At 36.3% G+C, this 21,009-nt stretch carries 20 protein-coding genes and 1 pseudogene; 3 read left to right on the top strand and 18 right to left on the bottom strand.

Annotation, left to right across the window (positions count from 1 at the left end; all coding sequences use genetic code 11):
• Window positions 1–152: 152 nt before the first annotated feature.
• Entirely contained in the window at window positions 153–383 is a 231-nt protein-coding gene (locus tag O3599_RS05680) for a helix-turn-helix domain-containing protein (RefSeq protein ID WP_000857133.1), read from the bottom strand.
• On the bottom strand, window positions 380–802 hold the full coding sequence (locus O3599_RS05675; protein WP_117898253.1) for an RNA polymerase sigma factor: 423 nt from the start codon (window positions 800–802) through the stop codon (window positions 380–382). Before O3599_RS05675 ends, O3599_RS05680 begins: the two co-directional genes overlap by 4 nt.
• A 504-nt stretch (window positions 803–1,306) precedes the next feature.
• Here O3599_RS05675 and O3599_RS05670 point away from each other — a divergent pair.
• A complete protein-coding gene (locus O3599_RS05670; RefSeq protein ID WP_001227347.1) occupies window positions 1,307–1,660 on the top strand; it encodes a helix-turn-helix transcriptional regulator in 354 nt (117 codons plus the stop codon).
• A gap of 59 nt (window positions 1,661–1,719) precedes the next feature.
• On the opposite strand, the gene O3599_RS05665 is transcribed toward O3599_RS05670, so the two are convergent.
• The 15 genes and pseudogenes from O3599_RS05665 to O3599_RS05595 all read right to left on the bottom strand — a co-directional run bounded on the left by O3599_RS05665 (window position 1,720) and on the right by O3599_RS05595 (window position 15,735).
• Window positions 1,720–1,887 carry a cysteine-rich KTR domain-containing protein gene (locus O3599_RS05665; protein ID WP_247939615.1) on the bottom strand — a complete coding sequence of 56 codons (168 nt, stop codon included), beginning with the start codon at window positions 1,885–1,887 and terminating at the stop codon, window positions 1,720–1,722.
• Window positions 1,888–2,005: 118 nt separating this feature from the next.
• Window positions 2,006–3,925, bottom strand: coding sequence for a tetracycline resistance ribosomal protection protein Tet(M) (gene tet(M) / locus O3599_RS05660; RefSeq protein ID WP_000691736.1), 1,920 nt, complete (start codon window positions 3,923–3,925; stop codon window positions 2,006–2,008).
• Between the two features lie 15 nt (window positions 3,926–3,940).
• A pseudogene (locus O3599_RS05655) lies at window positions 3,941–3,988 on the bottom strand (hypothetical protein); the annotation flags it as partial.
• 313 nt (window positions 3,989–4,301) lie between these two features.
• Window positions 4,302–5,237, bottom strand: coding sequence for a conjugal transfer protein (locus O3599_RS05650; RefSeq protein ID WP_001224320.1), 936 nt, complete (start codon window positions 5,235–5,237; stop codon window positions 4,302–4,304).
• Window positions 5,234–6,235 (bottom strand): lysozyme family protein, encoded by a 1,002-nt coding sequence (locus O3599_RS05645; protein ID WP_000769868.1) that lies wholly within the window; start codon window positions 6,233–6,235, stop codon window positions 5,234–5,236. Before O3599_RS05645 ends, O3599_RS05650 begins: the two co-directional genes overlap by 4 nt.
• Window positions 6,232–8,409, bottom strand: a complete 2,178-nt coding sequence (locus tag O3599_RS05640; RefSeq protein WP_247939616.1) for a CD3337/EF1877 family mobilome membrane protein — start codon at window positions 8,407–8,409, stop codon at window positions 6,232–6,234. The genes O3599_RS05645 and O3599_RS05640 overlap by 4 nt, the downstream gene beginning before the upstream one ends.
• 2 nt (window positions 8,410–8,411) lie before the next feature.
• Window positions 8,412–10,859 carry an ATP-binding protein gene (locus O3599_RS05635; RefSeq protein WP_000331160.1) on the bottom strand — a complete coding sequence of 816 codons (2,448 nt, stop codon included), beginning with the start codon at window positions 10,857–10,859 and terminating at the stop codon, window positions 8,412–8,414.
• Complete coding sequence (locus O3599_RS05630; protein ID WP_000723888.1) at window positions 10,843–11,235, bottom strand: conjugal transfer protein; 393 nt, start codon at window positions 11,233–11,235, stop codon at window positions 10,843–10,845. Before O3599_RS05630 ends, O3599_RS05635 begins: the two co-directional genes overlap by 17 nt.
• 88 nt (window positions 11,236–11,323) lie before the next feature.
• Entirely contained in the window at window positions 11,324–11,821 is a 498-nt protein-coding gene (locus O3599_RS05625) for an antirestriction protein ArdA (RefSeq protein ID WP_000342539.1), read from the bottom strand.
• Window positions 11,822–11,937: 116 nt separating this feature from the next.
• On the bottom strand, window positions 11,938–12,159 hold the full coding sequence (locus tag O3599_RS05620) for a hypothetical protein (protein ID WP_001009056.1): 222 nt from the start codon (window positions 12,157–12,159) through the stop codon (window positions 11,938–11,940).
• A gap of 42 nt (window positions 12,160–12,201) precedes the next feature.
• Window positions 12,202–13,407, bottom strand: coding sequence for a MobT family relaxase (gene mobT, locus O3599_RS05615; protein ID WP_247939617.1), 1,206 nt, complete (start codon window positions 13,405–13,407; stop codon window positions 12,202–12,204).
• Window positions 13,408–13,429: 22 nt separating this feature from the next.
• Complete coding sequence (locus tag O3599_RS05610) at window positions 13,430–13,582, bottom strand: hypothetical protein (protein ID WP_000879507.1); 153 nt, start codon at window positions 13,580–13,582, stop codon at window positions 13,430–13,432.
• A 2-nt stretch (window positions 13,583–13,584) separates the two neighbouring features.
• Window positions 13,585–14,979: an FtsK/SpoIIIE domain-containing protein gene (locus tag O3599_RS05605; protein WP_081542908.1), complete on the bottom strand. Its 1,395-nt coding sequence runs from the start codon at window positions 14,977–14,979 to the stop codon at window positions 13,585–13,587.
• A 39-nt stretch (window positions 14,980–15,018) separates the two neighbouring features.
• The gene (locus O3599_RS05600) at window positions 15,019–15,405 is read right to left on the bottom strand and encodes a YdcP family protein (protein ID WP_000985016.1); all 387 of its coding nucleotides are present in this window, start codon (window positions 15,403–15,405) and stop codon (window positions 15,019–15,021) included.
• Window positions 15,406–15,420: 15 nt separating this feature from the next.
• Window positions 15,421–15,735, bottom strand: a complete 315-nt coding sequence (locus O3599_RS05595; RefSeq protein WP_000420680.1) for a YdcP family protein — start codon at window positions 15,733–15,735, stop codon at window positions 15,421–15,423.
• A gap of 430 nt (window positions 15,736–16,165) precedes the next feature.
• On the opposite strand from O3599_RS05595, the gene O3599_RS05590 reads away from it, so the two are divergent.
• Window positions 16,166–18,445 carry a tetratricopeptide repeat protein gene (locus O3599_RS05590; protein ID WP_050088027.1) on the top strand — a complete coding sequence of 760 codons (2,280 nt, stop codon included), beginning with the start codon at window positions 16,166–16,168 and terminating at the stop codon, window positions 18,443–18,445.
• Here the strand turns inward: O3599_RS05590 and O3599_RS05585 are convergent.
• Window positions 18,429–19,670, bottom strand: a complete 1,242-nt coding sequence (locus O3599_RS05585) for an aminotransferase class I/II-fold pyridoxal phosphate-dependent enzyme (protein WP_050088028.1) — start codon at window positions 19,668–19,670, stop codon at window positions 18,429–18,431. The two genes, O3599_RS05590 and O3599_RS05585, sit on opposite strands and share 17 nt — an antisense overlap.
• Before the next feature lie 90 nt (window positions 19,671–19,760).
• Between O3599_RS05585 and O3599_RS05580 the strand changes: the two genes are divergently transcribed.
• The gene (locus O3599_RS05580; RefSeq protein ID WP_050088029.1) at window positions 19,761–20,657 is read left to right on the top strand and encodes a tyrosine-type recombinase/integrase; all 897 of its coding nucleotides are present in this window, start codon (window positions 19,761–19,763) and stop codon (window positions 20,655–20,657) included.
• Window positions 20,658–21,009: the final 352 nt, after the last annotated feature.

The raw sequence follows: 21,009 nt of genomic DNA, 5'->3' as shown, positions 1-21,009 counted from the left end.
ATTCGATTACTTTTATTCAGTTTTCAAAGAACAATGGCTCGTTAGCCTATCAAAACACATTGAAAGCTCAATATGCTTTGGTGGAATAACAAACCTCCCTGTTCGGGAAGCGTGGAATGGTTTAGCACGCTTCCACGAAAGGAGAGAGGATATTACTTAATTTCAAATGACAAAATCTTTGTAATCAGTCTGGTTTCCATTCTTCCACGTAAGACTTCATCAACGACCATACTTTGATTGCCATATTCATCTTTCATAAGTCGTAGGGAACGCTTCGTTATGTACCCTCTGTAATGATGTAGAATCTGGTTAATCGCTTCGGTATCGCCATCTGTTGCCTTTACAATGAGAGGAAAGGGAATCATAGGATATTGTGTTTTCATTCTTCAAATTCCTCCATAAACTTTTTAATTAAGGCTAGTCCACTGGTTCTATGCCGATAGACAGTAGAATGGTTCAATTTCAACAGGTCTGCAATTTCTGAATCGCTCATGTCCATAAAGTAAAACAGCAGTAGAATTTCACGTTTCTTGTCTGGCAACTCACGTAATGCTTCACTCAACAAATCATTTTCAACGCCTACTGATAACCCATTGAGTGTAAAAATCTGAAAGTCAGTTGAATAGTTATCTGTTGTCGCAAACTGGCTAACAAGATAATCGCCAACATCCGAAAAGGACACCTCACGCTTTGCAATCCTTGAAAGATAAAGCATATAATTCTTTCGCTCGTCTTCCATAGCACGTTTACAGATATAGTCAAACTGATTTTCTATTGTGGTCTGAAAAGAAGATGGTTTCATGTTTCTCACCCCCTTTCTGTCTAGGAAAGGAAGTGAGCCTTGCTCGTTTATCTCCTTTCACTCTTAGTCCCAATGTGAAAGGGGGATTTGTTGCATTACTGATAAATAAACTTTGTAAAAAAGTTCTGAATAGCCAAAAAAGCATATAAACAGATTTATTTCTCTGTTTACATGCTTCTGTTATTCTATCTATATGATTTATAAAACCACATTGGTGGACGTACTTATCTATTGCAGATAGACGACTTTTTTTGACAAGAACCCAATGTAAGGAAATTTATTGTATATGATGTACTTCATGGCGACGTTGACCTCCAACAAACCGCCATTTGGAAGTAATATACAATATTTTAACAGCGTAAATAGCACTACCATATAACGGTTTTTTTTATTGGCGTTTAGTAGTGCTTTTTATTAAATATAAACCTATAAACCATATAACACGTTTTTCTATACCTGTTTTTAATTCAGTAGGAACAATAAAATGTATAGAGGTGGTCTACTATGCGTAAAAAAGAAGATAAATATGATTTTAGAGCCTTTGGTTTAGCCATTAAAGAAGCTCGATTGAAACGAGGTTTAACTCGTGAACAAGTGGGAGCATTGATTGAAATTGACCCACGGTACTTAACTAATATTGAAAATAAAGGGCAACACCCCAGCATACAAGTTCTTTATGACCTTGTATCGTTACTTCATGTTTCCGTTGATGAATTTTTCTTACCTGCTAATAACTTGGTAAAAAGCACCCGACGATTACAGATAGAGAAATACATGGATAGCTTTACAGACAAAGAACTATCCTTAATGGAATCTTTAGCCAGCGGTATCAACGAAGCAAGAAACATCGAAGACTAATTAAAAGAATCCATACATAACGGAAAGAGCCGATAAAATGAGATTGTATTAATCTCATTTTATCGGCTCTGCGTCTTTGCGTCTGGCTCTGTAATCACAGTTACTTTGAACTGCTTTATTTCAATTAAATTTTCTTGTCTGCATTTCGGACAATAGAGGGGGAATTTTTTTAATTCAGTATCTTCCCTTATCTTTAATCGTGTTTTATTTTCACATACAGGACACAATATCCACTTGTAGTTTATAATAACTATCTCCTCCTTTACACTTTAATTCAAATCTTTATTAAAAAATATTTCATCTTATTTAACAAGAAACCATATTTATATAACAACATAAAATACACTAAGTTATTTTATTGAACATATATCGTACTTTATCTATCCGACTATTTGGACGACGGGGCTGGCAAACAGGTTCACCGGTAGTAACATGGTACCCTTTTAACTCTGTTAAACAAACACTACGTCCATTTGTAAAGAAAGTTAAATCACTACGATATTCTTGAATACACCGAGCAGGGATTTCTCCACTAAGAATGACCTCATTATTTTTCAATTGAGTGTCTACGATGTTCGCACAATATTTAGGAGCATCGTTGTATGCTCGTGAAAGATATTCCTGTGGCGCATAAATTTTAAAACTAAGATATGGCTCTAACAATTCTGTTCCAGCTTTTTTTAAGACTTGTTCCAATACAATAGGAGCAAGCATCCGAAAATCTGCTGGGGTACTAACAGGGCTATAGTATAAGCCATACTTAAAACAGATTTTACAGTCCGTCACATTCCAACCATATAATCCTTGTTCGCAACCATAGCGTATCCCTTCCATAACTGCATTTTGAAATGATTGATTTAAGTATCCAAGAGAAACCGAGCTCTCATACTGCATTCCACTTCCCAACGGAAGCGGTGATACAGATAAACCAATGGAAGCCCAGAAAGGATTTGGCGGCACTTCGATGTGAATGGTATATTCTGCATTTTTTAACGGTCTCTCCATATAAATGACTGTAGGCTCTTTTAGTTCTATCTCCACATGATACTTTTCTTGCAACAGTGCACTAATCACTTCCATTTGTACTTTCCCTAAGAAAGAAAGTATAATTTCATGTGTCGTAGAATCCACGTAATATCGTAGAAGCGGATCACTATCTGAGATTTCCAAAAGGGCATCAAGCAACATTTCTCTCTGTTCAGGTTTACTCGGTTCAACAGTTGTTTGTAGTAGAGGGTGCGGATTTTCAATCTTTTTTCTCTGTGGCAATAGTTTTGTATCTCCAAGAACACTATTTAACTTCAAAAACTCATTTTGCAAAATAACAATTTCTCCAGAATAAGCTCTATCAATCTTACATAATTCACCATTTATTGAAGTATACATTTCTGTAACTTTTATTTTTTCTTTTTCTGATACTCTAACCGAATCTCGTAAATGTAGTACTCCACTATAAAGGCGTATATATGCAAGACGTTGTCTTTTTTTTGTATATTCAATTTTGAAAACATTTCCGCAAAGTTCAGACGGACCTCGATGTGTTGATGAATAAAATTTATTAGTAATAACTTCTATAAGGTTATCAATCCCTATATTACTTTTTGCACTTCCATGATAAAGAGGGAACAGAGAACAATTCTGAAATCTTATGCTTTCCTCTTGTTCGAGTTCCAATGCTTCTAATGATTTACCGGACATATATTTCTCTAAAAGGTCATCGTTTCCCTCTATTACCGTATCCCATTGTTCAGATTCGGTAAAGTTCGTCACACACATATTAGGATACAGTTCTACCTTCTGTTTGATTACAATTTCGGCAGAAAGTTTCTCTTTAATATCCTGATAAACCGTTGATAAATCAATTCCATTTTGGTCAATCTTATTGATAAAAAAGATTGTGGGAATCCCCATTTTCCTAAGTGCATGAAATAATATACGAGTTTGTGCTTGTACGCCATCTTTTGCAGAAATCAGTAGAATTGCCCCATCTAAAACTGATAATGAACGATATACTTCTGCTAAGAAATCCATATGTCCTGGCGTGTCTATGATGTTCACCTTCGTATTTTCCCACTGAAAAGAGGTTATTCCTGTCTGAATTGTAATTCCTCTCTGACGTTCTAAAAGCGTATTATCCGTCCTCGTTGTACCTTTGTCCACGCTTCCTAATTCTGTAATCGCTCCACTGTTATATAATAAGCTTTCTGTTAAGGTAGTTTTTCCTGCATCAACATGAGCTAAAACTCCAATATTAATAATTTTCATGTGATTTTCCTCCATTCAAAAACCCAAAAGGGCATAAAAATCCCAGTGATAAATACTTTTATCACTGGGATTTTTATGCATAACCATAGGTATACAAAGCATACAGATATTCTCTGGATACTTTAGAATCACATGATAAAGGTATTCTTAAACTGGGTACAAAAAACTAAGCCCTCCTAAAAAAGGACATCCAATTATTTGTTCCCACTATCAAATTGACAGTTTATTTAAGAATACCTTGCCGCATATTTATTAACTCCTTTTAAATAGATACTTAAATTATAGCACGTAAGAGCATATTTGTAAAGGAATCTCCAATTTTTTATCAAAGAGAGTACGTGATTACAAAATAGCTGTAATAATGTACCAATATTTGTTATTCTATAATCTTCCAATTACTCCCGTTCTTTTCAAGTACCAAATCAAATTGAGATACCTGCGTTGCTTTGGTCTGCTGGTCGATATACTCCACTGTCAGCGATACCGTGACTTGATTATCCTTACGATTGTGAATAGGATTTACCAGTTCTTGAAAGATGTACTCTTTTCCGATTGGTTTTAATATCCCGTCATTCACATAGTAGGAAAGTTCACTGGCTGTCGCTGTAGGATAGAGCTTGAAGAACGTCGTTAAAAACTCATTGATTTCATTGGTTGTAATGGAATCAACCGTCCCCTCACTTTCAATGGCTTTTGGTTTATAACTTGATTTCTTAGGTATGTTGGTAATGGTCGGATTCTTAACCAGTACCATATTTCCAGAACCATCTACATAGACACTCACTATATAAGCAGAGTGGACGGTCTTTGTATTTTCTCCCTCTGTAATGAGCTGGTCTACACTGTAGGTTACATTAAACTCATTGTCGCCAGTTGGCTCTACCGTCCATATCTGAAATCCTCTTACAGAAGACGATACAGGAATATCTTTGCGTACTGTATCAACATTGAGAGCTTGAAGTTCATCTGTCAGATAGCCTTTTAGACTTTCCATTCGATTATCAATGGACTTATCGGATTGCTCCCATGAATAGTAGACTTTCGCAAAGTTCTCTACAAAATTTTCTACATGATGAGTATCAACGTATTCCTTTTCTATGATAGTTGTTTCGTGAATAGTATGAGTATCTATAGCTGTAAAGTGCTTGAATATCGCAAAGCTGAAACTAAGCCCTAAAAGTACCCACAAGGCAATCACAACCTTTTTATGAGGATTGACCTTATAGTAGACACGAGGTTTCTTTTCCTTTGGTATCTGTTTTTCTTTATTCTGATTTTTTCTAAATTTCATCATTAAATCTTCCTTTCTCATTGTTTGATTCGTCCTGCTCCCACTAAATGCTGTTGCCAGTAGGGGCTTGTTAAGTCGGCATAACCGATTGGGTCGCCTGCATGAAACATACGGTTATTGCCAAGGTATATCCCAACATGAGTAATATAAGAGCCAGCGTTATAGGTAGAATGAAAGAAAACCAAATCGCCAGCTTGTGCTTCCGATAGTGGGATATGCTGGGTCACATCATATTGCTGTTGTGCGGTTCGTGGTAAGTTAATTCCAGCTTTTCCATACGTCCATTGTGTCAGTCCGCTACAATCAAAAGAAGTAGTCGGGGAAGCTCCACCGTAAACGTATCGCCAGCCCTCATATTTCAGTGCTTCGTCCATGATGGCTTGTACCGTATCATCATCAAACTCTGTTGTGACAAGATACTGCGTTACCAGTTGCACATAAAACATATTGCCATAGTTGTATCGCCAGCCCCCATTGATAGGTATGGCTATGGGATTGGGGTAAGACACTTTTTCGCCACCTGAATACTCTTTTGAGAAACTTTGAGCCAGTTCAAAGGTATATTTATTTCCACGATTAGCCACATACCCTAAGAAACCACCACCATAATTGTAGGACTGGATAACCGATTCTAAATCTACACTGAGCCTTTCGCTACTGGCTAATAATTCACTGAAATACTTCACACCTTGCTTAATGGATTCTTCTGTACTCAATGAATTAGGTGGAAGACCGAGGGATTCCGAGGACTGCATAACATCTTCCGCAGTACCGCCCGATTCCACCTGTATAATCGCAAGAAGTATGTTGACATATTCTTCAACGCCATATTCTTTGGCATATTTTTCTACCATAGGCTTATGAGCCAGCACTTCTGCGGAAACATTCACACCTCCATAATGAATATTGGAAATTCCGCTGTCCTGTTCATCTGAAAATAAAATGGCAACAAACAGAAGCAGTGAGAAGACCATCAAGAATAATCCAGAACCACCAATCACTAAAGTTTTCAACTTCATGGTTTCTTACCGACTTTCTTAATGGTGGCGGTTTTGATTGGTAGTCTACTTCTTGTATTTTGTAGTGGTACTCTTTGAACAGTAGACGGACGTTCTTTTGTGATTGGACGTTGTGAAGTTCTATCTGCTGTAGTGGTTGAAGTTGCTGGCTTTTGAACGGTTTTTTCTTGAACGGTATTGCCTTGGCGTTCCACTTTTGGACTTGAAAAATCGGACTTAACTGCTGGACGCTCTTGTTTGGCTTGTTGAGATTCCTTATATGAAGTCTGAATATTAGACTGTTTTGAGGTCTGTTCATCATGATATTGTTCTTGTCTTGTAGTCGGTCTTTCATGAACAGAAGAAGCAGGCTGTTTTTTCTGTTTGACCTGTTCCATTTCAGAGCGACGCTTCGCAATGGTTTTTCGCCTTTGTTCCTGCTGTTCCTTGCGTCCACTGGCTCTGTCCGCTTTGGTTTGAGAAATACTACTGGTTAAATCACGGACATTCTCTTTTACTTTGGATTTTCCTTGATATACTGCATATCTTGCATTGGTCGGCAAATCTTTAACCTGTTCTTTCAAACCACTAGCAGTGTCTACCATTCTGTCTTTGGTATCAGCTACTGTACCGATGGTTTGACCGATACGTTTTCCAAGTGTTGATTTTTCCTTTCCGTCTGGTCGGGAGTGATCTGCTTGTGTCCTTGCAGAACTCCCCGAACCCGACTGTCCTTTTTTACCTGTAACAATGGCAGACCCAGCCCCTAGAGTAGTCATGGAACGTCCAAGTTTCCGCTGTAGACGGTGCATGTGAGCGTGCATAAGCATACGAGGTTTTCTCATCACACGACTTCCCACACTTTGAGAATCGTTACTCTGTAGAGAAAACATACTCATTAAATCGCCCAGCTTGAAGTAGATTCCTGCAAAGGTCACAATCTGTAGAAAAGCAATCAAAAAGAACGGATAACCAGCCGATAAGGTATAGAGCATGGTTGAAATACTAAATGCTGTCGTAATAATCAATGTGATTCCAGCTCGTGTCAAAATGGTATTAAAGAGCTTTGTTATGGCTCGTTTTGACATACCATCAAATGATGGAATCATGCTTAAAATAAAGCTCACAGGCAGAAACATAGCATAGATGATAAAAAGTACCTGCGAGAAAATCATGATTCCTGTTAATAGGAATACAAATATGGAAATCCCAATATTGAAGACAAATAGGAAGAAGACTGTACCTAAACGGTTAATGGTCTTTGTAATGGTTAGATTGGTATTGCTTCTGTCTTCAATTTCTTCCGCAACAATTTTTTCTCTGTCTTCGCCATTGTTGGAATCTGGGCTGGTGGAGAGCAGGCTTTCCACACGGTCAATACCGATACTTTCAATGTCTGAACTGTTGTATTGAAGCAGTAGCCACGGTTGCTGAACCTGTATGGAAAACAGGCTATCTCTGATTAAGTCCACGCTGTCCTTGCCTTGACTATCGGAATGGGGCATGACAATCTTCGTGCCAAGTGATAAACTGGCATTACTGATGTCTGATGAAAAGTCATTGATTTTTTTAATGTAGTCGGGAGCGTAGGCAATAAAGGAAGCCGATAGGATAAACACCAGCACAAAATTCATAATGGCATGAATTGCCTTTGTGGTTTCTCTCTTTATCAGTCCCGTATAGGCAACATAAACCCCAAGAACCAAAATCAAGAGTAAGAGGAATCCAACATAGAAACCCTCTGTTGAAAATCCGTTTGCACTCACACCAGCTAAGGTCTGCATATTCTTACCAATGGAATCTGCTGTAGCGGAAATGAAGTCTAAGGAATAGGCTTCCTGTACTAAGTAACCTGTCGCATTGGAAACATACAAACTGATTGTCCAAATAAAATTGGTAATGGCATATAGTCCATACATGACCTGTTTTCCAATCCCGTCCGACCAGTTCCACGGAAGCCAGCCCCAGCTATTATCCACATAAAAATCCAGTTGATAGTTTTCAAGTGGGTATCGGCTGTATTCATTTGCCACATTGACCGTATCATCTACCAAGCCCGCAGCTTGAACCACCGTTCCCAGCATGGCTAAAAGAAAAATGGCAATCACAAGTGTGAAAGCCACTGTCATTGCCACTTTACCTAGACGTTTCAGCGTCCAGTTTGATTTTATTCTGTTTACTATTGATGGTTTCACATTTACACCTCTTTTCGCACAGGTGGTCTGGTATCAAAGGCATGGAGCAGTTCTTCAAATACAGGGTGGAACTGTATCACACCGACACGACCATATAAATCACTGATAAGGCATTGCCCGTTTTCCAAATCACGCAATCGCTTCTGATTGTTTTCGTCCTCTGGGTCTACACCAAAAAAGGCTAAGGTCTTTTTAATCTCGTTAAGGTCAGTGGAACGAAATGCAAATTTTAAGCCGAGGTTATTTTTCAGTTTTTCATCTAAGAGGTCGTCTGTATTTTGGGTCACGAAATATACCCCAGCGTTCATAGCACGACCAGCCCGAACCAGCTTCATAGATAGTGTTTTTCCTTGTGCTACCTGTAAAAAGCTCCATGCTTCGTCTAAATCTACAATCTTGAAAATGCTTCGGTCTGTATGGATAAAGTCTAAAGCAAAGGTACTAATGACAATCAGCATAGCAACGGATAAAAGCTCCATAGTGGTATATTCCTCAAAGGAAGTTTCCTTGTCGGGAAGTACCAAGTCCGCAACCTGTATAATGTTCAGTTGTTTTTCTAAGCTGATAGACTGCTCCACATAACCATTACTGAATAATAAATGTGCAAAGTCATAGTCTGTAAAACTTTCGATATGGTCGGCTATACTGGTACTTAGTGGCGTATTCTCAACCCGTAATTCCTCAATCACTTTCATCAACCCTCGTACTTCACTATTGGTTACTGCACGAATGGCTTTTCTAAGGATTGGGAAGCGTTCCCCATCACGAGAGGAAATCCCCGTAAGGAATGTCAGAATATCAATAGCCAGTGATTCAGAATCTTTGGGATTTTTCATAATCACATAAGGGTCAAGTAAGCCTTTGTTTTTCTCATCAGAAGTCAGAGTGACGATATTGATTTCATGGGAAATCTCTGGCAAGGTTTCTTTCCATCTGCCACGTTCTGCTTTTGGGTCTACAATCACTGCTTGTGCCCCATAAAGCACCGCATAATAGACGATAAGGTTATTCGCAAAGGATTTACCACCACCCAGCGAACCAACAAAAGCCGACGCTAACGCATTGGTTACTGAACCCTTAACCCCTTGACTGGCAAGAGCAGGTTTCAGATAGACATTGCGTCCAGTATCTAAGCTGTAGCCAACATAAATCCCCTCATTTTCCCCCAGCATTTGAGTAGCACCAAAACCTAAACCAGCGAGGAAATCAGAGGTCACGTATTGAATATAATCATTCATATAACGCTTGCTGGCAGGTAAAAATTCTTCATGTAAGCCGAGCATATCCCCAAATGGTCGTACCAGTTTTACGCTTAAATCGTCATAAAAATCTTTCACTTCATTACAACGACGTTTGAGTTCGTCAAGATCATTTGCTGATACCCTTACCACATAAGACAGCTTGTACATAGATTCCTTGCTTTGGTCTAAATTGGTTTCCAGCTCATTCACACTTTCCAGAGCTTCCGCCACATTGGAGCTGGTTTCATTATCACTTTGCCAAGCGTGGTTATCCAAGTCTTTCAGTTCTTTCTTTTTATTGCGGACAGTAGATAGGGCTTTACGATTCGCTACAATTTCCACATTCATTGACGTATCAATCGGGAATGTAAATTGCTGTTGCTGGTAGTAGAAGATTTCAGAGGACGGGAAGTCCAGTTCTCCGACAATGCTGTTAATGGTAAAGTAAGCTACATAGACGGTTTCATCTTCCTGCTGGATTTTCAAATATCGCTGTTTTTCTTCCACCAAACAGCGAGTAGGCTTAATCAAGTCATAGTATTTAATCAGCGTTTCATTATCCAGCTTTTTCTTTGATAGATGGTACTCATACTCTTCATAGGCAGTGCCTGTCTGTCCGTAAAGGTGTTCAATCAGATAGCCGAAGTCGTCCTTATCTAACCTGCGGATTTTGAAACGACGAGAGATTTTATTTTCTAAGAGCTTTTCCATCTTCTGAAAACGCAGGATTTCATCATTACTCATACTAACAAAATCGCCCATCAGCTTATGGTTCACATCATAGACAAAATCAGACAAAGCATTTTTTGCTTCAACGGTAAGACTTTTCATAGAAAACTCCTGATCGTTGAGAAGCAACTTAAAGCCGATAAAGAAACGGTAGTTCACTTGATTTTCGCCAATCATGGATATTAAAGCGTCTGTCTGTTGGTCGATTTTGTCATAGGCAACCGCTTTGAGCTTGCCAGTGACTTCATTTTTGGAACGCTCTTGTGCAGAACGTATGCTGGATTCTGTACTGATTTGTAAAGCATGAATTTTGCCATCACGATTTTGTGCGATAAGCTGTCTGAAAGAATCATGCACTTGTATTTTCTGTTCTGGACTTAGAAATGAGTAATTGTAAGGAACAAGCTCATAGTAAGCATAACATTCCCCGTCTTTATTCCAGACGAGATTGTTTTCAATGTATTTAATTGGATATGCCATAAAATTCACTCCTAACTGCTGTAATGGCTTCTTGTGGCTGGTTTCTGCCAAGCGTTACTTTTTTTCCTGCATAGGTCAGCTTTGGTCGCAGTGCATAAGCAATGACAGACTTCAAAAATCCATAAGGCTTTTTACCATCAAAAGTTTTTGTAGACATAAACCATGTGAAAGCCACAGGAATCCCAAAGTATTTGAGAAATGCTCCCTCTATCATGGAAAGAGGGGGCAAGTTGCCAAGTATCATCACTGCAAAGAGTGACACGACAAACCATGTCATTTGCGTAAAGGTTATGGGAAACGGAAGTCTAAAATCATTGATAGAATACAGTACCTTTTCCACAGACCAGATACTGGTATAGCTTCGTATTTTCTTCATGTAATCAATCCTTTCATAAAAAATAGGGGTAGCTGATTGAGCCACCCCGTAAAATAGAAAATCTGCCAGTAGTAATGTACCGACAGATTTAATAGACGATTTCAAAAATCCCATGATTGGTTGAGATAAACGTTCCTGAAAGGTCTAAATCCCGACCATAGGCTTGATAATCAATATAGTTTTGAAGACTAGCTGGTACTTCGCCTAAAGCACCCGTTTCTTCAATGTAGTAGCGTGCCACGTCATACATATCATCACAATCGGAATGAATGATAATATCCTCTTGATGTTCGCTTAGTTCTTCAATGCTTGAAAAATGAGTGAGCAGAGCAGATAGCTCCGATTGTAATTCTTCGGGTAATTCCGATACCATTTCCCATAGTCGATTGAGTTCGCCAATGGAAGTGTATTCGTCAACCGTAAAGGGTAACTCGTAGTCATGAATGGCGTATTCCTCATATTCATCATTCAAGCCGATTTTCTCTTTGACTTCCTCAAAGTCAATGGGAAAGGTAAACCACGCACCGACCAATTCGCCCTCATTGTATTTGCCTAAATTCGCAATATAGACTTGCATATCGTCCATATATTCACGTCCTTTCTTTGTAGAGATTCAAAAATCCCTACCGCACTTCGTTTGGTGTACCATTCCTTTGCGGAACATAAGAAAACCACTTATATTCCACAAAAGAACGGTTTTATTTAAGCACCAATAATGCGATTGAATAGCTCTAGTAAAATGTCTTTTACTCCAGCAGCGTTGAAGACTAAGCCAACCGCAATAATCGCAATAATTAAAAAGCCAATCAGTTTGCTAAACTCACGCTTGAAGCCAAGATACAAGCCAATCACAACGATTGCTAAAAGCACCAGTGATTGAGCGTTTGATAGAAACCAGTTATAAAGGTTTTGTCCAAAATTCATAAAAATGTTCTCCTCTCTATATTCAATGAATTTGTATTTGAGTTATTTTTTTGTTGTTATCACGTCCTGTTCTTTTACTGACTGTTGCTTCAAAATCTGCTTGTGTCGGTCTGTCAGTTTCGCATGGTCGAGAATGTCTTTTACAACCTGCGTCTGGTTGATTTCATCAAGTTTAATCGCAACCTTTAAGGTCGGGGCAACTTGATGAGATAGCCAGTTCAGCGTCCTTTGGAAGGAGTAAGGCTCTGGTTTTGTGGTTAGTTTTAATCGTTCACGATTGTTCCCAATAAACCAAGCCCATTCTTCATTCAGTTTCCAATCAGAACGAGGTTTGGAATCGTCTTTATCTACAAAACGGATATACCGATTGATAATTTTAAAGGCGGTATGCTCTGGATTGTCATAGACGAGTAAATCACGGACTGCATAATAGGCACGCTCATTTTTCAATCGAATCTCAAAACGGTTTTTTACTTCTGCGTCTTCAATGGGAATATCATTTTTCTTGTACTGCTCGTAGTCCTTTTCATAGATACAGAAATAAACTTCACTTTGTAATGAACCGATATAGAGGGTGTTTCCCATACATTCCTTTTCCTCTTTGCGTACCAGTACGCCACTGCGATAGCTTTTAAAACTGCGGAAGACGGAGATACATTCTTCCTGTTGGCACTTTTCAGTGAGTACAGGGATATTCAAAATCCCTGTCTTATCGTTAATGGCAAGGTCAAGGCGTTTCATCACACCGCCAGCCACCAAAACGTCCATAAAGAACTCATACCAGCTTCTTTGTTGTGCCAGAAGATAGCTTTCAAATTGTCTGCACCCACGACCTTTCAATTCCACCAGAACTCCTTTGTCCAGTTCATGGGAGCAAAGGACGAATATGTCGCCTAAAGCATAATGCTCTGAATAAGAATAGAAACCATAGTCCTCATGAAGAAAATAGGACAGTTTCAGTTGTAAGATGTTTTCGACCACCTGCTGTACGTCTGTTGTCGGAAAGCGAATCCTTACATAATCAAACAGCATTTCAAGGGGAGCGTCGGGATTGAAGCGTTCCAGAGCTTCCCAAAGGGACTGCTGTAAATCCTCTGATGGCTTGACTTTTCCTGTTTCAATATCGCTTAGATACTGCCTTGTAATACCAGTCGCAACAGCTAAACGGTTTTGAGATAGTCCATAAGCCAAGCGTTTTTCTTTTAAATGCTGTAACCAAGTTTGTTCATTCAGTAAAAATCCCTCCAATCAAAAAGGCGTATGTCAACTTTTAAAGCCCATTTGACATACGCTGAAATTTTGTAAATCCCTTGTAACCAAAGGATTTTCTAATGTTTTTTTGACTGTTTCCTGTCGATTTGTACCCCCCTGTTAGATACGGGGGGTTAAGTGCTGGCGTGGCTATTGCCACACCAGCCAGCAAGATCAGTCCACACCTGCGACTTCCGCTTCGCACGTCGCCTGCGTGGACTGTCTGCTGTTGGATAACTTTTTAATTTCCTCCAAGAAATCATATCCTTTTGGTACAAGGGGAGTATAAAACTCTGATATGACACTTGTTCCTACATCAACATAGCCACGACCTTTGATTCGCTTTAAGAAGAAATCCTTTTGTACGTCACTGCCAAACATCATGCCATAGCCCATTTCAGACATACGACCTAAAGCCACTCTGAAATTAAACTGATCACGGATTCCGTCGCCTAAATATTTTGCGTCTGGACGTTGACAAGCCAGTATTAGAAAGAAGCCAGCTTGACGACCTAACATGACAATCTGTTTCAGCTTATTCATAACTGCGGTGTTTTCTTTTGTTCCCAGCATTTCCATGAAAGCGACGTATTCATCAAAGATTAAGAAGTGTGCCGGGAGACCTAAGTAAGCATAATTTTTGCCAGTCTTATAGTTCTTCATCTGCTTCATTTCCTCACTACGTTTCATCATTTCTTCATAGAATGTTTCAATGCAAGAAAGCAAGTCTTCTTTTCTATAGTAGACATTTGCCATCACAGAACCTAAGTCCGCAAGGTCAGCATTTTTCGGGTCAAGAATATACAGTTTTGAATCTGTATGAAGCAAGGCTTCAATCAGTGTCAGTATAAAGTAAGTTTTACCGCCACCTGTACCACCAGCAATCAACATATGAGGGAGCTTATCATATTCCCACCATACGTTTTTCATTAAGCGAAGTTTACCATCTTTAGCTTCTACTTCATCAATAGAAATACGACTGGCTATGGTGTCATAGAGCAAAGTATATTCCACATAGGAATCCTTTAACTCTTTATCCGTCAGCTCACAGTACAAGCCACTCTCTAATTTCTTTTCCAAGTGTAAGAGTTGGTCTTGATATTTTCCCAGCGTGATTTCCACCCGTATCTGTATCAAGCCATTTTTAAGTCGATAATACATTTTAGGGAAGTAGGTTATCTTTTCCTTTGTACGACCAGCACTATCTTTAAAGAAACCCTCTGTTTTGACCTGTTCAGATTCATACCACTTGTTTTCAAGTATCATCTTTGCCAGTTTTTGACGGTGGTAAAGTTGTTTAACCGTATCATAGCGAACCCGTTTGAATACAAACGCTACCAGCAAGCAGATAAGAATTGCGACACTGAAACTGATAATTAAATAGGGAATGTCAATCTTATCTGCTTGTGATAGGTTAAAATCCTGCCAGTTGATCTGCTGGATTGTCTTCACATGAAACAGTCCGACAACCAGCAGGAAAACAGGCAGGAGTGACGCTATCGTAAAATGAAAGACTAAATCTTTGTCACTCGGACGAATCCTTTTACCACGAAAGACACGCTGTTTCATGTTTGATTTTCTCCTTTCTCTCTAATGGAAGATACGTGGCTATTTGTCCGTAGCAGGTTCTTTCTTAGGTGGCTGTTGATTTCTAAAGGAATTAGAATCCTTTGTCAGCACAATATCGTCTGCCTTGATGTACCAGTCAACATCTGCTCCTTGAAAGGTAGCAGTAGCGACAGTATCCGCAATGGGATTGATAAGTTCCACCCGTGCGTTATATTCAAACTCTTTCAAAGGCACGCTGGCAGGAATACTTACTTGAATCATGCGTCCTTGCCCTTTGGATTTTAAGTCATAGGTACGTTCTTTGATTTCCTCTGAAACCGTACCGTCTTCATTTTGGATTCTCACTTCACGACGTAGAGCAGAGAATTTTAATTCTCCAAAAGTCGTGTCTTTATCTAATACGATACCATTTGCTAATCTCATCATTTTTCCTCTCTTTCTTTATTCTTTTACCATGTCGTCAGCATGTAAAAGGTAATTTGTAAAACCACGAGTGCCGATTTTATAGCCCTCGGCGGTAATACGTGGATTGACTAACTTAACACGTTCCTCAAAGCCGAAATGTTTTTCGCCAGCTTCAGCAGGAAGTACGACCACAATATCATCTGCTCTTTGAACGTCTGAATAGAGATTATAGCTTCGAGATAAGACGGTTAGATGTCCGTTGATTCTTCGCTGTACGACTTTATCCTCGCCAGCAAATTCTAAATTGCCGAATGTTTTTTCCATCTTGGGAATCACAAATTTAAGTTCCATATTTTTACCTATCCTTTCTTTTTTATGGTTGAATGAATCTCGTTTGTTTGATGGTCTTTCACGGTGGGGAGCGACCTTTATTCTCTTGTTTTTCTATTTTCGTAGTATCACGTCCTTTCAAATCGGGTAAAAAAATAGACACCTCATTTTTGAAGTGTCCACCTTTTGCCTATTCAATTTTTATTGGAAGTATCTTTGTTTCTTCACTTTTCAAGGGTAAATCGTCGTATCAAAGCTCATTCATAAGTAGTAAATTAGTAGTAAATTGATTGGTTTCGACCTTGATAAAGTGTGATAAGTCCAGTGTTTATACGGATAACTAGATTTTCATACTATTTTTAACTAAAAAAATCATTATACAAATCAAGCTACTAAAGATGAATTTATGGTATACTGGTGATAATAAATTGTTATCGGTAGGAGATGTTTTATGTATTACGGTCGAGATACTGAAATAGAAGAATTAAAACAGCATTTTAAATTTTCTAGTAATGATAAAAATAGTTTATATATTATTAATGGTTTAAGTGGTAGTGGTAAAACCGAGCTAATCAAAGAGGTTTGTCAACGAGTTTACAGCCATGATAAAGAAGCCTTTATTCTCTACATTGATGTTATAAATGATGGGTTTGAAAGTAATAAATTTTTTGAAAATCTACTAAAAGGAGCGTATGTCCCAACACAATTCAGAAGAAATCTATGCTTATCAATACCTCAAAAATATTCGTTTTCAAATTATTTAAGAAAACAAAAACTAACAAATCTAACTCTGAAACATAGTCTTAGGTTAATCAGATCGTTTATTGCGTTCGATACAACTTACAAAAAAGTAATTGATTATCCTTGGGAAGAAGTTATTACTGAAATAAAGGAGGGAATATTTGAAAATGATTTATATTTAAGATATTTCAGTCATGTTTCAAAAAAAATCCGTCTTAATATTATTATTGATAATTATCAATTTTTATCTGAAGATATAAAAATAAAATTTGAAGATGACTTTAATACACTTCAAAGCGGAATCTCTTTAACAATTATAAACCGAACAAATGATAAGTTAAAATCGATTGATAAACTAGATACATTGGACAATTATACTCCTACTGTATTAAATTTATCGTATCTTACTGAGGATGAGTGTAAATTACTAATAAGAAATAAAATTGCTTTACTTGATAATGTCAAATTGAATCAAATCTGGCAGATAACACAAGGTAATTATAAAGATATTGAATTAATTATTAACAGACTTATTGATAATCCAAATTCAGAATTATTTAATATTTCTGATATATATGACAAACTTCCAGATATTCAAAAAAATATACTTATCATATCATCAATTTTTCCTGCTGGTATGAAAAAAGATATAGTTTTTAACTACATTAAATCTATATTAGACGAAAATACTGAAGTAGCTGATTCTCTAAAATCCCTTATTGATGCAGGTTTTGTCTATATTAATGGTGATACAAATGATAAAATCAAAATTTCACACGAATCAATTGTAAATGGTATTTTAAATCACACAAATGCTTCTGATCTTCAATTAGTAACCAACAATCTAAAAATATATTTAGAGCAAACTATCCTATCTATAGGAGTTGGTGGCGAGTTAGCTTATTTAATTCACTGCTTAATAAATATATGTAATATTGAAGAGTTGCGGCAAAATGTAGAATATATCAAACAGTTACTTGAAATCGAATACAGGAAAAATTCATATTTTTACATTGTATCTTTGAGTAAGAAGATACTTCATTTAATAGAATTATTACCCGAAAAATACTTACATTATATGTTGAACTCGTACCAGTGGATTTCTGATTTTAATGGAGGTTTAGCTATTTTAAACAGTCTTCAAAAAGATAATTATTCAAAAGATTTACAGCTATACTATCCTAGATTTCAAATTCAAAAATATGAATTTGAGGAGGCGCTAAAATCACTGGAAAAGTTAGAAAATTGCTCTGGAACATTACTCTACAAGCTAAATGCTTATGGTCATTTAGGTAAAGATCGAGAGGCAATTAAACTCCTTAATGAAAGCATGAATTCTGTAGAAAAAGACGACTTCTATTATATTATTTTACGAAATTCTGCTCATTATTTCCCAACTAAAGAAGCTACCGAAAATCTCAAACTAGCATTGGACTATTTTCAACGTAATGAATATCAAATACCTGTTGCAACAGTATATAATAATTTAGGTGTTGTTAATATCTGGGACGGAGAATATGATATAGCTTTAGAGAATCTAAATAAGGCCATAAAAATACTAAAAAAATATGATTCAAATGAAATTTTTGAACCATATTGTAATAAATCAATTATTTTTTTGATGAATAAAAATTATCAACAATCTCTGAAGTTTATAAATAAATCACTTCAAGAATGTCCTAAAGCTTTGACCTTAGATATTAGGATGCTCAAGTTAAACAAATTAATTATTGAATTGATTTCTGAAAGAATCTCTTTTACAGAATTTCAAAATTCACTAAGAAACTTTGAGGAAGAAATTCCACTCATAGACGATCCTTGGTATAAATTTCAAATAGTATACAATTTACAACAATTTGATGATATTCCTTTTGTTTGTGAAAAAACTTATATTGATGATTATCAAGACGGACTCACTAAATACTATCTGTTGATTCCTTACAAAAAATATAATTTCTGTATAGGTCTTTCTCCTAATTGGAGATATTAATTTGTTCATGGTACTTGCGAATGAGATCTAAATATATGGAATAATCATATTGTTTATATTTTAATAAATTAGCTACTAGTTTAGCTAATTTTTTAATATCATCATCAGTATAGGATAAATTTGTAATTCCGATTGTTCCTAATCTTATTCCTGAAGTCGTCATTGGTCCGTGTGTATCATTTGGAATTTGATTTCGGTTAACTAATATTTTATGTTGAAAAAGTAGATTCTCTGCATCCTTACCACTCAAGTTTAGATTCAGTAGATTAACTAAAATTATATGAGTCTTTGAGTTTTTATAAACAACATCAACCCCTTCTTTACTTAATTGTTTTATAAACAATAAAGTATTTTTTATAACCTGTTGTGCATAATCTTGAATATCTATTGATAATAATTTGATTAAACAGATACATTTCGCAAATAATGCATTTTGTGTAGGACCTCCCTGTGTTCTAGGAAAAATTGAATTAGTTATTTTTTCTTCAAATATAGAACGATACATTAGTACTCCTCCTTGAGGCCCACGTAAACATTTATCCATTGTAAAAGTAACGAAATCGACATATGGAAAAATCGACTTATGTAGCTTTGCCATAATATATAAAACACTATGGCAAATATCCGCTAAAATAAGGGTATTGGGGCTAACCTCTTTTATAATTTCATAAATTTGTTGATAATTAAATTCATTTCCATACGATGAAGCACCAATAATAATCAATTTAGGTTTATATTTATCTAATAATTCCTTTAATTCGATATAATCAATATTTAAATCATGATCTAAGTGATAATATTTTACAGTACCTTTGCCTGTATAAGTGTGTGAAATATGTCCTCCGTCTTTTGGAGATAACGATAAAATATAATCGTCACTTTCTAAAACACAATTATAGACTATTTGGTTAGCCTGAGTTCCTGAATGTGGTTGCACATTAACTCTATAATCACCAGGATTTAAATCAAAAAGTTGAAGACACAATTCTTCTGAATATATTTCAATATTATCCAATGAAGTACAATGAGGAAAAAAGCGTTTTTCAACAGCTCCCTCTGTTGGCAGAGTAGCGAGAGGGAAACTTTGAATCTCTAATACTTCGGTGAATGGATAGCTAATACATGCAGCAAGATTTATTACGCTATTCTGTTCTTGGTTATATGAATCAAGAATTTTATTTAACTTCTGATAGATTTCACCTTCAAATTTATTAATTTTATACACTGACTTCTCCTATCGATAACAATTTATTATCGCTATACAAAGCACCTAAATAGGTTTATAATAGCATGATTATTGATAAAGGAGATTTTTATGGATTATAAACTTATTTCTACTTACTTAGATTATTGCAAAACTCATAAGCGTTTGAGTTCGCACACGATTCGCGCTTATAAGAATGATCTTATGCAATTTTATAACTCAGACTATGATAATGTCGAATCCTATATAGAACAGTTGACACGATCTAACATAAAAACGAATACATTAAGAAGAAAAATTGCTTGTATGAAGGTGTTTTATAACTATCTAAAATACCAGAACATAATTGAAGAGAATCCCTTCAATCAATTGCGCTTTCAATTTAGAACTGAAAAAGTATTGCCTAAAACGATTCCGTATGACATTCTGAAAAGCATTTTTATATATTTAGAACGGAAAGTAATTGTATCTAAAACTGACTATCAAAAACAACACGCTGAAAGAAATCTACTAATTATTTCACTTTTACTTTCAACAGGCATCAGAATTTCTGAACTTTGCCACATTCATCTCAAAGATATTAATCTTTCCAATAAGACACTCCATATTATAGGAAAGGGTAAGAAAGAACGTATCCTATTTTTAGGAGATCAAAAAACATTCAATTTATTAGAAACATATATAAATAAAACAAGAAATGAATCAAATGATTTCTTGTTTCCAGGGAAACATTCTCTTAAACCATTGTCAGAGCAAAGTGTACGTTTAGTTATAAAGAGAATCGTTGAACAAAATAGCTTATCTAAAACTATTACACCACATATGTTTAGACATAGCTTTGCGACAATGCTTCTAGATAATGATGTAGATATTCGATACATTCAACAAATTCTTGGACACAGTTCTATATCAATCACACAAATCTATACTCACGTATCTCATTCAAAACAAAAAGAAATACTTAGTTCTTTTAATCCTGTATCAGCGATTCATTCTGAAATCGAATAAGAGAACTTTCCAAAGCCTACAGTTTAGTTCATCTAAAATTAATTTTTGTAGTTCGAATTTAGTTAATAGATTTTATGCTCAACAAAATCAAAAAACATATAAAACTTCACTTTGAATCAGCATTTATAATATATTCTGTATTTAAGAACTCCATAATTGTTTTTCTAAAATATATCTTTCAAATATCCTTAAATATAATAAAAAGAGATGGGCAAAATCTCAATTCCTGAAGAAAATGGAGTAAATCTTCCCACAAGAAAACGCATAATTTCAAGTTTTTCAACACCTGAGATTATGCGTTTTTTGGTTCTAAAAAATTTTCGCCCACCTTAATTAAACAACTAACAAAAGT

The sequence above is a fragment of the Streptococcus sp. 27098_8_103 genome (genome assembly GCF_041432345.1).
In the GTDB taxonomy this organism is placed as follows: domain Bacteria; phylum Bacillota; class Bacilli; order Lactobacillales; family Streptococcaceae; genus Streptococcus; species Streptococcus mitis_BV.
Note: the sequence above shows the minus strand (reverse complement) of the source record. Positions and strands in the feature narration are given on the sequence as shown.

Coding starts and splice junctions, on each gene's coding strand:
- O3599_RS05680 (WP_000857133.1), bottom strand. CDS start 383: ATGAAAACACAATATCCTATGATTCCCTTTCCTCTCATTGTAAAGGCA.
- O3599_RS05675 (WP_117898253.1), bottom strand. CDS start 802: ATGAAACCATCTTCTTTTCAGACCACAATAGAAAATCAGTTTGACTAT.
- O3599_RS05670 (WP_001227347.1), top strand. CDS start 1,307: ATGCGTAAAAAAGAAGATAAATATGATTTTAGAGCCTTTGGTTTAGCC.
- O3599_RS05650 (WP_001224320.1), bottom strand. CDS start 5,237: ATGAGAAAGGAAGATTTAATGATGAAATTTAGAAAAAATCAGAATAAA.
- O3599_RS05645 (WP_000769868.1), bottom strand. CDS start 6,235: ATGAAGTTGAAAACTTTAGTGATTGGTGGTTCTGGATTATTCTTGATG.
- O3599_RS05635 (WP_000331160.1), bottom strand. CDS start 10,859: ATGGCATATCCAATTAAATACATTGAAAACAATCTCGTCTGGAATAAA.
- O3599_RS05630 (WP_000723888.1), bottom strand. CDS start 11,235: ATGAAGAAAATACGAAGCTATACCAGTATCTGGTCTGTGGAAAAGGTA.
- O3599_RS05625 (WP_000342539.1), bottom strand. CDS start 11,821: ATGGACGATATGCAAGTCTATATTGCGAATTTAGGCAAATACAATGAG.
- O3599_RS05620 (WP_001009056.1), bottom strand. CDS start 12,159: ATGAATTTTGGACAAAACCTTTATAACTGGTTTCTATCAAACGCTCAA.
- O3599_RS05605 (WP_081542908.1), bottom strand. CDS start 14,979: ATGAAACAGCGTGTCTTTCGTGGTAAAAGGATTCGTCCGAGTGACAAA.
- O3599_RS05600 (WP_000985016.1), bottom strand. CDS start 15,405: ATGATGAGATTAGCAAATGGTATCGTATTAGATAAAGACACGACTTTT.
- O3599_RS05595 (WP_000420680.1), bottom strand. CDS start 15,735: ATGGAACTTAAATTTGTGATTCCCAAGATGGAAAAAACATTCGGCAAT.
- O3599_RS05590 (WP_050088027.1), top strand. CDS start 16,166: ATGTATTACGGTCGAGATACTGAAATAGAAGAATTAAAACAGCATTTT.
- O3599_RS05580 (WP_050088029.1), top strand. CDS start 19,761: ATGGATTATAAACTTATTTCTACTTACTTAGATTATTGCAAAACTCAT.